At 74.4% G+C, this 14,574-nt stretch carries 16 protein-coding genes and 1 pseudogene; all 17 read left to right on the plus strand.

Features of this window, described 5'->3' with window-relative positions; all coding sequences use genetic code 11:
- Positions 1-9 precede the first annotated feature (9 nt).
- Complete coding sequence (locus ACGFRB_RS22270) at positions 10-453, plus strand: phage tail protein (RefSeq protein ID WP_363005891.1); 444 nt, start codon at positions 10-12, stop codon at positions 451-453.
- Positions 453-1,001, plus strand: a complete 549-nt coding sequence (locus tag ACGFRB_RS22275; RefSeq protein ID WP_393245226.1) for a hypothetical protein — start codon at positions 453-455, stop codon at positions 999-1,001. Before ACGFRB_RS22270 ends, ACGFRB_RS22275 begins: the two co-directional genes overlap by 1 nt.
- A complete protein-coding gene (locus tag ACGFRB_RS22280; RefSeq protein ID WP_361232635.1) occupies positions 998-1,141 on the plus strand; it encodes a DUF6760 family protein in 144 nt (47 codons plus the stop codon). Before ACGFRB_RS22275 ends, ACGFRB_RS22280 begins: the two co-directional genes overlap by 4 nt.
- 18 nt (positions 1,142-1,159) lie before the next feature.
- A complete protein-coding gene (locus ACGFRB_RS22285; RefSeq protein WP_393245228.1) occupies positions 1,160-2,872 on the plus strand; it encodes a hypothetical protein in 1,713 nt (570 codons plus the stop codon).
- A gap of 82 nt (positions 2,873-2,954) precedes the next feature.
- Positions 2,955-3,395 carry a phage tail protein gene (locus ACGFRB_RS22290; RefSeq protein ID WP_363005883.1) on the plus strand — a complete coding sequence of 147 codons (441 nt, stop codon included), beginning with the start codon at positions 2,955-2,957 and terminating at the stop codon, positions 3,393-3,395.
- A gap of 4 nt (positions 3,396-3,399) precedes the next feature.
- Positions 3,400-4,269, plus strand: coding sequence for a LysM peptidoglycan-binding domain-containing protein (locus tag ACGFRB_RS22295; protein WP_393245230.1), 870 nt, complete (start codon positions 3,400-3,402; stop codon positions 4,267-4,269).
- Positions 4,269-6,119: a VgrG-related protein gene (locus ACGFRB_RS22300; protein WP_393245232.1), complete on the plus strand. Its 1,851-nt coding sequence runs from the start codon at positions 4,269-4,271 to the stop codon at positions 6,117-6,119. The genes ACGFRB_RS22295 and ACGFRB_RS22300 overlap by 1 nt, the downstream gene beginning before the upstream one ends.
- A gap of 78 nt (positions 6,120-6,197) precedes the next feature.
- Entirely contained in the window at positions 6,198-6,485 is a 288-nt protein-coding gene (locus ACGFRB_RS22305) for a PAAR domain-containing protein (protein ID WP_393245234.1), read from the plus strand.
- A gap of 8 nt (positions 6,486-6,493) precedes the next feature.
- On the plus strand, positions 6,494-6,898 hold the full coding sequence (locus ACGFRB_RS22310; RefSeq protein ID WP_361232619.1) for a GPW/gp25 family protein: 405 nt from the start codon (positions 6,494-6,496) through the stop codon (positions 6,896-6,898).
- A complete protein-coding gene (locus ACGFRB_RS22315) occupies positions 6,895-8,997 on the plus strand; it encodes a putative baseplate assembly protein (RefSeq protein ID WP_393245236.1) in 2,103 nt (700 codons plus the stop codon). Before ACGFRB_RS22310 ends, ACGFRB_RS22315 begins: the two co-directional genes overlap by 4 nt.
- 5 nt (positions 8,998-9,002) lie before the next feature.
- Complete coding sequence (locus ACGFRB_RS22320; protein WP_393245238.1) at positions 9,003-9,563, plus strand: phage tail protein; 561 nt, start codon at positions 9,003-9,005, stop codon at positions 9,561-9,563.
- 35 nt (positions 9,564-9,598) lie between these two features.
- A pseudogene (locus ACGFRB_RS22325) lies at positions 9,599-9,661 on the plus strand (zinc-ribbon domain-containing protein); the annotation flags it as partial.
- Between the two features lie 459 nt (positions 9,662-10,120).
- Positions 10,121-10,858 (plus strand): discoidin domain-containing protein, encoded by a 738-nt coding sequence (locus ACGFRB_RS22330; protein ID WP_393245298.1) that lies wholly within the window; start codon positions 10,121-10,123, stop codon positions 10,856-10,858.
- Positions 10,859-11,324: 466 nt separating this feature from the next.
- Positions 11,325-11,912: a hypothetical protein gene (locus ACGFRB_RS22335; RefSeq protein WP_393245240.1), complete on the plus strand. Its 588-nt coding sequence runs from the start codon at positions 11,325-11,327 to the stop codon at positions 11,910-11,912.
- A 255-nt stretch (positions 11,913-12,167) separates the two neighbouring features.
- Positions 12,168-13,205, plus strand: a complete 1,038-nt coding sequence (locus ACGFRB_RS22340; protein ID WP_393245242.1) for a questin oxidase family protein — start codon at positions 12,168-12,170, stop codon at positions 13,203-13,205.
- Between the two features lie 271 nt (positions 13,206-13,476).
- Positions 13,477-13,818 carry an STAS domain-containing protein gene (locus tag ACGFRB_RS22345; RefSeq protein ID WP_393245244.1) on the plus strand — a complete coding sequence of 114 codons (342 nt, stop codon included), beginning with the start codon at positions 13,477-13,479 and terminating at the stop codon, positions 13,816-13,818.
- A 75-nt stretch (positions 13,819-13,893) separates the two neighbouring features.
- The gene (locus ACGFRB_RS22350) at positions 13,894-14,430 is read left to right on the plus strand and encodes an STAS domain-containing protein (protein WP_393245246.1); all 537 of its coding nucleotides are present in this window, start codon (positions 13,894-13,896) and stop codon (positions 14,428-14,430) included.
- The last annotated feature ends 144 nt before the right edge of the window (positions 14,431-14,574 follow it).

A 14,574-nucleotide genomic window follows, 5' to 3' on the forward strand; every position in this document is an offset into this window, starting at 1 on the left:
GAGTCGACCGTGCCCCTGCCCCATCTCGACAGTTCCGTCGGACACTCCTTCGGCCTGGAGTTCGACAGCGTGCTCATCAAACAGATCACCGAGGTCAGCGGTCTGAAGATGGAACAGGACGTCATCGAGCTCAAGCAGAACACCGCCGACGGCAAGTACGCCATCAAGAAGCTGCCCGGCCGGCCCAAGGCGGGCGAGGTGACGGTCAGCCGCGGTCTGACCGAGGACAACAGCTTCGAGCGGTGGGTCAAGGAATCGCGGTTCGGGCAGATGGCGAGCGCCCGCCGCAACGGCGCCATCATCGTCTACGACTACGAGGGCCTGCCCATCAAGCGCTACAAGCTCATCAACGCCTGGCCGAAGTCCCTGGAGATCGGCACCCTGAAGGCCGGTGACACCTCCGTACTCACGGAGAAACTGGTGATCACCTACGAGAGCATGGAAGTCGACTGATGCGGCGTTCGGGGGCGGCCGTGCCGCGCCGGGCGGAGGGCTTCGACCCGGAGGCGGCAGCGGCGACGGCCGCGGGAACGGGTCCGGGGCCGGGTCCCGGGCCAGGGACGGGATTCGCTCCGGGGGCCGGTCCCGGCTCCGGCTTCGCCCCGGGTTCCGGCGCGGATCCCGGGGTGGGACTGCGCACCGAGTTCCCGTTCCGGCTGCCGCGCGGGTACGTGGACGAGCGGGGCGTCGTACACCGCGACGGGGTGATGCGTCTCGCGACCGCCCGCGACGAGCTGGTGCCGCTGCGGGACGACCGGGTCCGGGAGAACCCCGCCTATCTGTCGGTGGTCCTCATCTCCCGGGTCGTCACCCGGATCGGCGGTGTCGACGACATCCATCCGGGGATCGTCGAGGATCTGTTCGCCTCGGACCTGGCCTTCCTCCAGGACTTCTACCGGCGCGTCAACGCCGAGGGCCACACCCGGGCCGCCGTCACCTGCCCGTCCTGCCAGGAGGAGTTCGCGGTGGATCTCGCCGGTGGCCGCCTGGGGGAATCGTGACGTACGCGGCCGACCGGCTCTACGAGGAAGTCGCGTACCTCGCCTATCACTTCCACTGGCCACTGGATCAGCTCCTCGACCTGGAGCACGCGGAACGGCTGAGGTTCGTCGCCCAGGCGACCCGCCTCGGCGGAGGATGACGGGGAGGGGCCGAAACGATGGGACTACTGTCCTGGCTGCGCGGTACGAGACCGGGCGCGGCGTCGCCGGAGTCGGCTCCCCGCTCCGGGCCCGCCCCCGAACCGACGCCGCCCGCGGCCCGCGAGGACCGGTTCGACCTGACGGAACTCCCGCCGATCCAGCGCGCCTTGGACACCCCACCCCTCCTCACCGATCCGTCCGGCTTCGAGGGCGCGCTGTCGACCCGGCGGACGACCGCCCTCACCTCGCCCCTCGGGCATCTGGTGAGCGCCGACGCACCGAGCGGGGTGGCGGGAGGCGTGACGGCACCGGTCCAGCGGTCGGTGGTCGACTTTCCGGTACGGGCGCTCCCGGCATCCGCGCTCCAGGAGACGGCGGCCGGGACAGGGCCTGGCGAACGAGACGGCTTCGACGGCCCCGGTGCGACGGCGGGCCCGGTCGTCAGCCGCACCCTGGCCGGGGCGGATCCCGTAACGGCTGTCGTACGTCCGGCCGGTCCACGACCCTCGCCGTCACCCTCGATGTCGCCGTCACCGTCGTCGCCGTTCGAGGGAAGCACTGCCGGGATTCCGGTCCAGCGCGAGACCGAGCTGCCCGCCGCCTCCGGTCCCGTACCAGATGAGCCCTCGGCAGCGGATCCGGCATCCGCGCCCGGCGATACGCCGGACGCCGAACCTGCCTCTCCCGTAAGGCCGTTGGTCGGCGAGCGGACACCGGTGGACCTGCCCGAGGAAGCCCCGGCGTCGCCTCCGCCCGGCGTCCAGCGGTCCACCGACCAGTCGGCGCCGTCGGTGCCTCCGATGCCGTCGGTCCCGTCGGTCCCCTCCCCCGCGCCGCGCCGCGCGCCCGGCCTCGGGGCGCCGCTGCCGGGGCTGCCGCCCACGGCCCAGCGGACGGCCTCGGGGTCCGCCCCACCTTCGTCGCCCCTTCCTACAGCGCGGGAAAGTACGTCCGTTGCCGCACTCACGCCCGTACGCGAGGAGCCCGCTCCCCTCCCCGAAGCGGCGCCCCTGCCCCCGCCCGAGCCCGCGCCGGAGCCGGTGGCGCCGCTGCTCGCGGACCGGCCGCTCCAGCTGCGTACCGTCACCGAGGAACAGGCCGGGCGGACCGTGGCGCCGGCTTCCGCCGCACCCGCCGTCCAGGCCCTGCGCTGGGAGACCGCGCCCGTGCAGCGCGCGACGCGGGCGCCCGCCCCGGCCGTCGTCGCCGTCCAGCGGCTGCGGCCCGGGGCCGAGTCGCCCGCCGCACCGTCCGTCCCCCCGGCGCCCGGGGCCACCGCGCCCCACGCGCCGCGCAGTGCCGGGGACGTGGCGGTGGCCGCCGGGATCGCGCAGCGGATGACCGACGGAAGCGTGGTGTTCTCACCGCCCCCTCGGGCGGTGCCGTCCGCGCCATCCGTGCCGCCCGCCCCCGGGTTCTTCGTCCAGCGAGAGACGGTCACCGAGGAGCCCCCGCCGCCCGATCCCGTACCCGCACCCGCCGCCGGCGCTCCTCAACCGCCTCCCGAACCGACGCCCGAACCCGAGCCGGCGCCGGAGCCCGGCCCCGAGGCCACCGCGCCCCCGGGATCTCCCACCGCCGGTCCGCCCAGCTCCCCGGGAGCGCCCGGCACTCCACCCGTCACCGACGAGTTCGTCCGCGCCCTCTATCCGCCGCTCGCCCGCCTCCTCAAGGCCGATCTGCGTCTCGACCGCGAGCGTGCGGGCCGACTTCTCGACACCCGCCCCTGAACCCCCTGACAGCCCGCACCCTGACAGCCCGCGCTCCCCCGATCACCCGCCTCTGACCCGCATCCGAGAGGAGTGAGCTCCCATGGCCACCGCCGCCAAGAACGACGAGCCCGCCGTCAGCGTCTGCTTCGTCGTCACCGTCGACGACATCGAACTCGGGTCGTTCAACACCTGCGAGGGACTGGGCTGCGAGGTCGTCCTGGAGACCCGGGAGGAGGGCGGGAACAACGGGCATGTGTGGCAGCTGCCGACCCGGCTGAAGTACTCCAACGTCAAGCTGTCCAGGCCGCTCACCCGGGACACCGAGAAGGTGGCGCGCTGGTTCGCCAGTATGACGACCGGGTTCACCCGCAAGACCGCGCACATCGAGGCGCGGACCGGGGACGGGCGGACCGTCGCCCAGTGGGGGCTGCTCGAAGTGGTGCCGGTGCGGTGGACGGGGCCGTCGTTCACGCCCGAGTCGCCGAAGGTGGCGATGGAGACGATCGAGATCGCCCATCACGGCTATGTGATGGAGGGCTGAGTCCATGGCCCCACCGCCTCCCGGCGGCCCGATCGCCTTCAGCGCGGCCGGTACCTCCGGTGTCACGGCCGCGTCCGGGAAGGGCGCGTCCGCGCGGCCGAAGCTGGAGCACGCGTATCTGGAGCTGCGCACCCCGCCGTCGGGCGGCGGCCTCACTCCGGGCGGCCCGTGCGGCCGGATCGAATTCCAGTTCAATCCCAAGGAGTTGAGCCTGACGAAGGCGGCGGCGTGGAAGCGGACTCCGGCGAAGGGTGCGAAGAGCGCCGGTCCGCCGGAGTACCAGGGGCCGCAGCCCAGCAAGTTGACGGTGGAGATGTTCTTCGACGCGGGCGACACCCAGGACAACCGGGTGGTGACGGCGGTGGAGCAGCTCTTCGCGTGCTGTGTGCCGACGAGCGAGACCCGGCAGCAGCAGCGTTCGTCGCCGCCGTGGGTGGTGTTCCACTGGGGCGGGCTCACCGGTTTTCCCGGCTATGTCAGCCAAGTGCAGGCGAAATACACCCTGTTCACGACGTCCGGGGTGCCGATCCGGGCGGTCTGCCAGGTCACGATGGAGGAGATCAGCGGCGAGACCCCGGGGCAGAATCCGACCTCAGGGGCGCTCACCGCGCGGCGGACGCACCGAGTGGCGGCCGGGGATTCACTGCCGTCGCTGGCGCAGCGCGAGTACGGGGATCCGGCCGCCTGGCGGGTGATCGCGGAGGCGAACGGCATCGACGATCCGCTGCGGCTCGCCCCCGGACGGCAGTTGCTGCTGCCCGCGCCCGACGAGTTGGGCCGGCTGCGGGGCGGAGCACGGTCGGACGACAGGCGGCGGGACGGTGGATACGCCACCGGCGGCGGGCGCATGACCGACATCCGGGGGGAGCGCTGATGGCGCCGCCCGGTGTCGCGTCGGCGCTCGTCGTGGAGGTGGCGGGCCGGCCGCTGCCGGCCCGGCTGATGAACACCCTGGTCGAGGGGTACGTCGACGACAGCCGGACGCTGCCCGATCTGTTCCTGCTGCGGTTCCGCGACCCGGACCGGACCCTGCTCGCACAGGGCGGGATCGCGGTCGGCGCGGAGATCCGGCTGCTGGCGCGGGGCGGGGGCGGTACGGAGCCGCGTCCGCTGCTCGACGGGATGGTGACGGCGCTCGAACTGGAGCTGGACGAGTCGGGCACGTTCACGGTGGTCCGCGGGCTCGACGAGACCTGCCGGCTGCTGCGCGGGGCGCGGGTGGCGGGCTACCAGAACATGACGCTCGCCGACATCGTCGCGCAGGTCGCCCGGCGCGCCGGGCTGAAGCCGGGCACGGTGGACGTGGCGGGCCCGGTGCTCGACCATGTCGTCCAATCCAACGTCACGGACTGGGAGTTCGTACGCGGTCTGGCCGAGGAGGCGGGCGCGCAGGCGTATGTCCAAGGCGGGCGGCTGCATGTGGCGAAGCCGCCGGAGGCGGGCGGCGCGCCGGACGCTTCGGCGCGCGCGGAACGCGACCCGCTGGTCCTGGAGCTGGGGGCGAATCTGTTGCGCTGCCGGGCGTCGGTGTCGGCGGCCGAGCAGGTCTCCGAGGTGGAGGTGCGCGGCTGGGACGTGCGGGGCAAACGGGCGCTGGTGGGCCGGGCCCCGGCGGGCAGTTCGCCGTCGCTCGCGCTCGGGGTGACGGCGGCCGAGGTGACGGCGCCGTTCGGGGAGGCCCGCCATGTGGTGACGGACGGCGGGTACGGGACGCAGGAGCGGGTCGACCGGGCGGCGAAGGCGCTGGCCGAGCGGATCGCGGGCGCGTTCGCGGAGCTGGAGGCGGTGATCCGGGGCAATCCGGAGGTACGGGCGGGCTCGGCGGTGGCGCTGAACGCGGTCGGGGAGCCGTTCGAGGGCCGGTACACGGTCACGTCGTCGCGGCATGTCTTCGACGCGCTGCGCGGGTACGAGACCTGGCTGACGGTGTCGGGGCAGCAGGAGCGTTCGCTGTACGGCCTGACGGGCGGCGGCGCATCCGGCCGGTCCCTGAACGCCGGTGGCGGCGGTCTGGTGAACGCGACGGTGACGGACACCCAGGACCCGGAGGGCTCGGGCCGGGTGAAGGTGGCGTTCCCGTGGCTGTCGGACGAGTACGCGAGCGACTGGGCGCGTACGGCACAGGCGTCCGGCACCGGGGGCGGCGAGCCGTACATCCCGGAGGTCGGCGACGAGGTGGTGGTCGGTTTCGAGTTGGGGCGGCTCGATCGTCCGTACGTCCTGGGCGGGTTGTACAACGGCCAGGACCGGCCGTCCGGCGGCGGGCAGGTGGATCCGACCTCGGGGGCGGTGGACCGGCGCGCGTTCGCGTCCAAGGGCGGGCACCGGCTCGAATTGCTCGACGCGGCGGGCGGGGCGCAGGGCGTGAAGCTGCGGACCGGCGACGGGAAGCTGACGATCGACCTGGACCAGTCGGGGACGACGGTCACCATCGGCAGCGACGGCGCGGTGCGGATCAGCGCGAAGGAGAAGGTGTCGATCACGGCCTCGGGCGGAGTGAGCGTCGACGCCGAGCGCGGCGCGCTCGAACTGCGCGGCGACAGCGTGACTTTGGCGGGACGCCAGGGTGTGAGCGTCGACGGCGGGCAGGGCGCGGTACGGCTGGCGACCGGCGGCGCGGTGGACGTCCAGGGCGCTTCGGTCACGGTGGACGGCACGCAGCGTACGGAACTCAAGGGCGGGACGACGCTGTCGGTCAGCGCGCCCCTGGTCAAGATCAACTGATCGTCGCGGGCGAATGCCCGGCAAGGCGACGAAGCGGCGAAGCGATGAGTCCGTGAATCGGCGGGGACGGAGCGGGACATGGCACAGACGGCGGCGGCCGCGGCGCGGGTCGGCGATCCCACCGCGCATCCGGGGGTGATCGGCCCGCCCGGCGTGCCGTCGGTCCTGATCGGCGGGCGGCCCGCGGCGACGGTCGGCACCGCGCACCAGTGCCAGTCCCCGGCCGGCCATCCGCCGTCCGTGCTCGTTCCGCCCGGCTCGGCGACGGTCCTCATCGGGGGCCGGCCGGCGGTCCGGGCGGGCGATCTGTCGGGCTGCGGGTCGGCGGTCGTGTCGGGTTGCGCGTCGGTACTGATCGGAGGCTGAGAAGCGGTATGGGACAGGAGTTCATCGGCGCGGGCTGGGCGTTCCCGCCGCGTACCGATGCCACCGGGTCGATCGCCCTCGTCCGGGGCGAGCGCGAGCTGGAGGAGTCGATCCGGCTGATCCTGGCGACCTCGCCCGGGGAGCGGCCGATGCGGCCGGAGTTCGGCTGCGCCGTCAACGACTACGTCTTCGCGCCGGCCGACGCGGGCACGGCGGGACAACTCGCCTACGAGGTAAGGCTCGCGCTGGAACGGTGGGAGCCGCGCATCGAGGTGACCGAGGTCGCGGTCCGCTTCGACGAGGCCGACAACGGAGTGTTGTACATCGACATCGGCTACACCGTGCGCGGCGCCAACGACCCGCGCAATCTCGTCTTCCCGTTCTATGTGATCCCACAGGAGGACCGGGCATGACCCTGCCGAGCCCGAATCTGGACGACCGGCGTTTCCAGGGCCTGGTGGACGAGGCCAAGCGGTACGTCCAGCGGCGCTGCCCGGAGTGGACGGACCACAATGTGTCGGATCCCGGGGTCACGCTCATCGAGGCGTTCGCGACCATGGTGGACCAGCTCGTCTACCGGGTGAACCGGGTGCCGGAGAAGAGCTATCTGACGTTCCTCGATCTCATCGGGGTGCGGCTGCATCCGCCGACGGCGGCGGGGACGGATGTGACGTTCCGGCTGTCGGCGCCGCAGCCGGAGCCGGTGGTGGTGCGGGCCGGGACGGAGGTGGCGACGGTCCGTACCGAGACCGAGCCCGCGGTGGTATTCACGACCACCCGCGATCTGACGATCCCGCCGTGCGCGTTCGCGGCCCTCGCGACCTGGCCGGCGGCGGACGGCGACGAGCAGAGGGGCGGGCAGGGGGGCGGGCCGAGTTCACCGGCCGGCGGGTCCGGGGCACCGTCGCCCGGGGTCGGTCCGAGGATGGCGAAGGGCGGCGGCGGGCGCGGCGCCGCGGACCGTACCGAGGAGCTGGCACTCGGCCGCGAGGTGCCCTGCTTCTCGCCCTCCCCCACCCCCGGCGACGCGCTGTACCTGGGCCTCACGGCGGCCGTTCCGGCCGGGGTCGTGGTACTCCGGCTTGACTGCGACGTCCAGGGCGTCGGGGTCGACCCGCTGCGACCTCCCCTGGTGTGGGAGGCGTGGGACGGGAGCCGCTGGTCGGCGTGCGAGGTGGAGAAGGACGACACGGGCGGCTTCAACCGGTCCGGCGAGCTGATCCTGCATCTGCCCGCCACGCACACCCCAGGGCGGATCGTCCGGCGCACCGGCGGCTGGCTGCGCTGCCGGCTCGTCGCGGCGGCGCCCGACCAGCCGACATATGTGGCACCGCCGGTGGTCCGGGGCGTCACCGCGTTCACGATCGGCGCGACCGTCGGCGCGGAGCACGCGGAACGGATCACGGACGAGCTTCTCGGCGCGGCGGAGGGCGTACCCGGCCAGGCGTTCACGATCGCCCGACCGCCGGTGGTGCCGGGCGAGTTCGCCCTGGAGGTGGCCCCTCGGGAGCCCACCGGGGCCACGATCCCGGCCACGACCACGACCATGGGTGGCGGAGCGGCGCCCGCCGAGGTGTGGACGCGGGTCGACGACTTCGCCCACTCCGGCCCGGACGACCGCCACTTCACCCTCGACGAGGGCACGGGGCGGGTCGAGTTCGGTCCGGCGGTGCGGGAACGGGACGGCACGGTACGGCACTTCGGCGCGGTCCCCGCCAAGGGAGCCGCCGTGCGGGTCCGTTCGTACCGTACGGGTGGCGGGGCGCACGGCAACGTGGCGCGCGGGACGCTGCGGGTGCTGCGCGGCACGGTGCCGTTCGTGGCACGGGTGGAGAACCGGCGGCCCGCGATCGGCGGCGTCGACGGCGAGAGCGTGGACAGCGCCCGGATCCGGGGCCCGCTGACCCTGCGCACCCTCCAACGTGCCGTCGTACCAAGGGATTACGAGCTCCTCGCCCGCGAGGTGGCACCGGACGCGGCCCGGGTGCACTGCGTACCCGACGACGGCGAGGCCGGGGTACGGCTGCTCGTCGTGCCGTCGGGACGCGGCGGCGCCGACGGCCGGATCGCCTTCGACGACCTGATCCCGCCGGCGGGCACTCTGGAGCGCATCGCCGGCCATCTGGACGCCCGCCGCCCGATCGGGGCGCGCCTCGCCGTCGAGCCGCCGTACTACCAGGGCGTCACCTTCGTGGCGACCGTGCAGGCGGGGCGCGGCGCCTTTGCCGAGCGGGTCCGCGAGACGGCGCTCGCCGCGCTGAACGGCTACTTCGACCCGCTCACCGGCGGGCCGTCCGGCGACGGCTGGCCGTTCGGACGGCCGGTGCAGACGGGCGAGGCGTACGCCGTGCTCCAGCGGGTCCCGGGCGTCGACCTGGTCGACGACGTACGGCTCTACCGGGCCGATCCGGTGACCGGGCAGCGCACCGAGGTGCCCGGCGGGCGGATCGCGCTCGACCCGCACGCGCTGGTCTTCTCGTACGAGCATCAGTTACGGGTCCGGGAGGTCTGACCGCCGTGCGCAGCGATGCCCCCGGGCTGCCGAGCCCACATCCATTGATCGACCTGCTGCCGGCGGTCTATCTGGAGCACGACTTCCTGGCGCGCTTCCTGGCGGCTCTCGACGAGGTCCTCGCCCCGGTACTGCTGAGCGTCGACAATCTGCCCGCGCACCTCGACCCCCGGCACGCGCCCGAGGACTTCCTGGAGTGGCTGGCGGGCTGGGTGGCGGCGCCTCCGCCCGGCGAACCGGGCGCGGTCCCGGTGGAGCGGCGGCGCGCCGAGGTACGGGGTGCGGTGGCCCGGCACCGGGCGCGCGGGACGGTGGCCGGGCTCGCGGAGGCGCTGCGGGTCGAGACGGGCGGGGTGGAGCCGCTGATCACGGAGAGCGGCGGCACGGTCTGGTCCGCGACCCCGGGCACTCCGCTGCCGGGCGGCGGGCGGCCGTGGGTGACGGTGCGGCTGCCGACGGCCGATCCGGGGCGGGTGCGCCGGGCCCGGATCGAGGAGCTGATCCGGGGGGAGATCCCGGCGCATGTGGGGTTCACGCTGGAACTGTTGCCGGGGGGCGCGGAATGAGCGGTACGGACGGGCGGGACGGCGGCCCGGGCGGCATGGTGTGTCCGTCGTGCGGACGGCGCAACGAGGCGGGGACGCTGTTCTGTTCGTCGTGCGGGGCGTTCCTGGACTGGGACGAGGACGGGGACGGGGGGCCTGGGGGCGGAGGGCCCGGGGGCGGGGGCGGGGGTGGTACCGGGCGGGAGGTACGGGCCGAGGCACGGGAGGCGCCGGGGGCAGGAGCGCCCGCACTCACGCCGCCCGTACCGCCGGTGGTCCCCGCGCCGGCCCCCGCCGCCGCGCCCGTAGCGTCTCCCCCTCCCGCCCCTCCCACTCACCCCATGCCGTCCGCGCCTTCGCCCTCTCCTGCCCCGGCCGTCCCTCCTGTTCCCACGACACCACCCGCACCGCATGCGCCACCCGCACCACTTACACCGCCCCGTCCCCCGTCCGCGCCCCTAGCCGGGGCCGGGATCGAGGCCGGGCCCGGGCTGCGGCGGCCGGGGGCTGAGCGCGGTCCGGCCGTGCCGGGGCCGCCCCCGGAGCGGGAGGAGGCGCCGCCCGAGCCCGTACGGCAGATGCCGACCGCGACCGTGCGCTGCCCCAACTGCCGTACCGAGAACGCCGCCGACCGCACCCTGTGCGTCCGGTGCGCGCTCCTCCTGGACCCCGGGCCGCCGCCCGCCGTCCGGCCGCCGTGGTGGCGCCGGCTGCTGCGCCGCGAGCGGCGGGCGGCCCCCGTCGCGGGCACCCGCCCGCGCCCGGCCTGGCGCCGCCCCCGGGTGGCGCTGCCCGTGGTACTGCTGCTCCTCGCCGTGGGCGTCTGGTTCGCCCTGCCGCACATGGGCAGTTGGCTGGGGCTCGCGCGCGACGAGACGGGGACGCCCGAGTCGCTGCCGCCGGCCGCCGTCCGGGCGTCCAGCGCACTGAAGGGCCATCCGGCGGACGCGGCCTTCGACGGCTTCAACAACCGCTACTGGGCGCCCGCCACGCAGGACGGCGCGACACTGGAGGCCGACTTCGAAGCGCCCGGGGTACGGGTGACGAAGCTGGTGGTTTTCGGGGGGACGTCGGCGAAGAAGGACGAGTTCCTCACGCAGGCCCGCCCGGCCCGGATCCGGGTCGAGCTGATCGCGGCGGACGGCAACACGTCGACTCACCACATCACCCTCAAGGATCAACCCGGCCAGCAGACCTTCGACGTACGCGGCAAGGACGTGGTCCGGGCCCGGCTCGCCCCGGAGACCTGGTACGGGGCCGGGCACGGGCATCGACTCGCGCTGGCCGAGGTCGAGTTCTTCGGCCATCGCTCATGAGGCGGGCCACGGCCGAGGAGCCGCACCCGCCCGGGGCAGGTCCGAAGACCGGGCGCTCTCACGCCGCCGCCTAGGGCGTGCTTCGAAAGTAGCTCCGTCCGCCCGGAGGGCGGGGCCTGCGGCGTCTGGTGCACTGCGCTCGCTTCGCTCGCTCCGTCTCGGCGCCTTGATTCATCCTTCGGATGCCGAGCAGCATCGCAAGGCGGAGGATCATCCTCGTACTGGACGTACTTGGATGACTCCGACAACGCAGCGTGGGGGCACCTCCCGTGCCCGAAGGGCCACGGGGGAGTGCGTGCCAGGCGTCGCGGGCCAGGAGGGACTTTCGAAACACGCCCTAACGGCCCATGACCATGCTCCCAGGCCGTCAACAGGGCACGCCCCCTGGGCCTCACGGTGTGTTCCAGGTCACACGCATGCGTTACCGTCGTCAGTCCGCCCGCCCACGGAAGGCCAGGAGGTCTCGTTGTCCTCGGCACCGCCCTCTCCCAGCAGCGACCCGACCCCGGCCCCGCACTCGCCCGCGAGCCCGACCCCGGCCCCGGCCCCGAGCCCGACCACCGACTCGGGGTCCAGGCCGGCGGCTTCGCCGCCGCGGCCATCGGGCCCGCGCCGGGCACGGGCGTGGTTCGGCGGCCTGTCCGAGGCGGGCAAGGTCGGTCTGGTCACGGCCGCGCTCACGACCATCGGCGGAGGAGTGTTCGGCCTGGCCAACGCCGCCCTGAGCGACAGCCCGTCCGGCGCAAAGACCCCGGCGGCCGGTCCACCCGCCCAGGCCGCCCCTTGCGAGGTCCGAGGCGAGTTCATGCACTGCACCGTCGCCAAGGCGGAGATCAAGGTGTACCGCGACCGTGCCTACGACTCCGGGAGCGCCCGCACCCTCACCGCCGGTGAGACCGTCCGGTTCCGGTGCTGGGGGCACGGCGACGCCCAGCCGGGAGGCGGTGACATCTGGTACTGGACTCAGTTCAAGGACCAGGATTACAAGGGCAATGTCGCCGCGGTGGACCTCGACACGGGCAGTGTCGCCCCCGCCGGCCTCCACCAGTGCTGACGCCCCGCCCGAACCGCCCTGGGCGAAGCGAAGGTTCCCGCCGGGAGTTCCAACGGAGACCACCTCGCCGGCGGGCGGACCTCTGCCGGTGCCACCACCGGCCCCCGGACACCGCCGGACAGTCGCATGACCAGGTCCGACGGACCTAGACCTCCGGAACCGGGCCCGGGGTCTCTAGACCTCCGGAACCGGGCCCCGGGGTCTAGGGCCTCCGACCGTTCCGCGCCGGACGGTCGCACCCCTACCGTCCCCGGTATGACGAACGCTCACATCGACCCGTCCGGCATCCTCGACGAGGCCCTCCAGCGCCTGCACACCACCGGCCCCGAGCATCACGGCCGGCTCAGCAACCACGCCCCGATGGCCGTCGAGGCGCTCGCCGCGCACGGCCGGGCCGCGGCGGTGCACCGCTGGCTCGACCGCTACGCGCCGAAGCTCGACGAGTTCCCGTCCCGTGTCGCCCCGGTCACCGACGCCACCTGGGCGGACGCTCTGGGGGACATCCGCCGCGCCGCCGACTGGATCGACTTCTTCGACCGCGAACTCGCCGGCCGGCCGTGGCGCGCGGTGCTCGCCGAATGGTGGCCCCGGCTGCTGACGGGTCTGTACGGCGCGGCCACGCACCCGCTGATCCGGGTCGGTCACGCCGTCCGTACCCTGCTGGCCACCGAGGACGCCGCCGCGGAGGTCACCGCACCGCGGCTGGCCGAGCTCGGCCAGGCCCTCGGCTACTGGGCCGCCCGCCATCTCCCCGTCACCGGTGTCGCCCCGCTCCCCGGGGCCCGTCGGGCAGCCGACGCGCTCGACGCGGTGCCCCCGCTCGCCGAGCGGCGCGATATCTTCCCGGACCGGCTCGCCCTGGTCACCGGCCTGCCGGTGTGGGCGGACGGGGTCACCGAGCCCGAGTCGGTACGGGCGCGCCTGACCGAACTCGTCCACGCCGCCACCCACCGGTACGCGACCCACGGCCACGGCGAGGCGACGATGCTGGTCCACTCGGCCACGGCCCCCAACGCCGTCCTGCGGGTCCTGCCCGCTCTCCCCCACGCCCAGTGGGCGCCGAGCCTGGCGGCCGCGTGGACCGCCGCGGCAGCCGTGACCGCGATGTACGGCGCGGCCGCCCCGCGTCCGGCGACCGCGCCCGGCTCGCTCACGGCGGAGGAACTCGTCGCGCTCGCCCTCGCACACGGGGACGAACATGTCATCAAGCTCACGGACACGGCTCTGGACGTCGGCGACGGCCCCGCGTTCTCGGCGGCCCTCCGCGCGATCGAACTCAGCGCCCGCCCCTGACCACCGCCCACCGCGCACCTCCCCCTCCCGCCGCCGGATCGCCCGCCCGGCCCGGAAAGGCGCGCATGCCCGGCGCCGGACGGGGCAACCGCTCCGTAGAGGAACACGGGGACGCCCCGGACGACCGGGGCGACCCCCGACGGCAAGATCGACAAAGAAGCGGGAAGGAACGAGACGAAGGGGGCACGGAGGTCGCGGAGGTACGGAGATGGATCCCGTACGGTGTCGCCGCTCCGCACACCGCGCGGCACCCGGGCCACGGACGTACCGGATGCCGAACGGGGCGGCCTGGGTGGTCCGCGAGCCGTCGCCGCGGCCCGGCACGGTCGTGCTCTCCGCGACCGGCGAGTTCGATCTGCACACCGTCGGGTGTCTGCGCCGGGCACTCGCCGAGGCGCGGCACGACGACGACGGGCACACCGTGCTCGACATCTCGCAGGTGTGCTTCGGCGACTCGGCGTTCCTGCACGCGCTGGTGGCGGCGCGCTCGGCCGACCCCGGGATCGTCCTGGCCGGTCCGGTGCCCCGGCAGTTGCGGCAGTTGTTCGCGCTGAGCGGGACGCAGCGCCTGTTCACGTTCGCCAAGGACCGCGCCGCCCTCGGGTTCGGCTGAGTCATGGCGCGGGAACGCAGCGGAGAAGGCGGAGGACAAGAGGGCGGGAAGGCACGGAAGGGAGGCCGCGCGCGCATGGGCGGCATGAACGACATGAACGGCAACGGCAACGGCACGGTTGATACGAACGCGAAGCACGGCGCGGATGGCACAGGCGGCGCAGGCGGTTCGGATCGCCGGGAAGCGCCGGCCGGACGTACCGAGCGCCTGGCCGTCCGCACCCTGACCCCGCCGCCGGGCCCCTCCGGGGCCACCGGGGCCACCGGTTCCCTGGACGAGACCGTCGTCCTCGCCCTGACCGGCGAACTCGACCACGACACCGCGGCCCCTCTCAAAGAGGCCCTGGCCGCACACACCGGCCACCGACGGCGGATCGTGGTGGACTGCGCGGGCCTGCGGTTCTGCGACTCCACCGGCCTGAACGTGCTGCTCCGCGCCCGCCTGCGGATGCTGGACGAGGGCGGCCGGCTCGACCTCGCCGGGCTGGGGCCGCCGGTGGACCGGATGTTCGAGATCACAGGCGCGCTGTCCGTCTTCCGGGTGTACGAGAACACGGCCGCCGCCCTCGCGGACTGCCCCGCGGCCGGCGTACCCGCGCCGGAGGGGTCGTGAGCGCGCCCGGCTCAGGCGCCTCCGGCGCGCGGGGCCCGGCCGCCGCCCCGGCCCCGGCCCCGCCCACCGCGCAGAGCGCCGCCCCGACCACGCCGAAGGAGCAGGTCCGCCGGCTCGTCCTGGGCGGGGCCGGGGGCGCGGTGA

Source organism: Streptomyces sp. NPDC048718 (assembly GCF_043198875.1).
GTDB lineage: Bacteria > Actinomycetota > Actinomycetes > Streptomycetales > Streptomycetaceae > Streptomyces.

Bases quoted from the DNA above. Each gene is read 5' to 3' on its own strand.
- ACGFRB_RS22315 (WP_393245236.1), top strand. From the start codon at position 6,895: ATGACCCTGCCGAGCCCGAATCTGGACGACCGGCGTTTCCAGGGCCTG.
- ACGFRB_RS22295 (WP_393245230.1), top strand. From the start codon at position 3,400: ATGGCCCCACCGCCTCCCGGCGGCCCGATCGCCTTCAGCGCGGCCGGT.
- ACGFRB_RS22300 (WP_393245232.1), top strand. From the start codon at position 4,269: ATGGCGCCGCCCGGTGTCGCGTCGGCGCTCGTCGTGGAGGTGGCGGGC.
- ACGFRB_RS22330 (WP_393245298.1), top strand. From the start codon at position 10,121: ATGCCGACCGCGACCGTGCGCTGCCCCAACTGCCGTACCGAGAACGCC.
- ACGFRB_RS22345 (WP_393245244.1), top strand. From the start codon at position 13,477: ATGCCGAACGGGGCGGCCTGGGTGGTCCGCGAGCCGTCGCCGCGGCCC.
- ACGFRB_RS22305 (WP_393245234.1), top strand. From the start codon at position 6,198: ATGGCACAGACGGCGGCGGCCGCGGCGCGGGTCGGCGATCCCACCGCG.
- ACGFRB_RS22350 (WP_393245246.1), top strand. From the start codon at position 13,894: ATGGGCGGCATGAACGACATGAACGGCAACGGCAACGGCACGGTTGAT.
- ACGFRB_RS22340 (WP_393245242.1), top strand. From the start codon at position 12,168: ATGACGAACGCTCACATCGACCCGTCCGGCATCCTCGACGAGGCCCTC.
- ACGFRB_RS22310 (WP_361232619.1), top strand. From the start codon at position 6,494: ATGGGACAGGAGTTCATCGGCGCGGGCTGGGCGTTCCCGCCGCGTACC.
- ACGFRB_RS22285 (WP_393245228.1), top strand. From the start codon at position 1,160: ATGGGACTACTGTCCTGGCTGCGCGGTACGAGACCGGGCGCGGCGTCG.
- ACGFRB_RS22275 (WP_393245226.1), top strand. From the start codon at position 453: ATGCGGCGTTCGGGGGCGGCCGTGCCGCGCCGGGCGGAGGGCTTCGAC.
- ACGFRB_RS22290 (WP_363005883.1), top strand. From the start codon at position 2,955: ATGGCCACCGCCGCCAAGAACGACGAGCCCGCCGTCAGCGTCTGCTTC.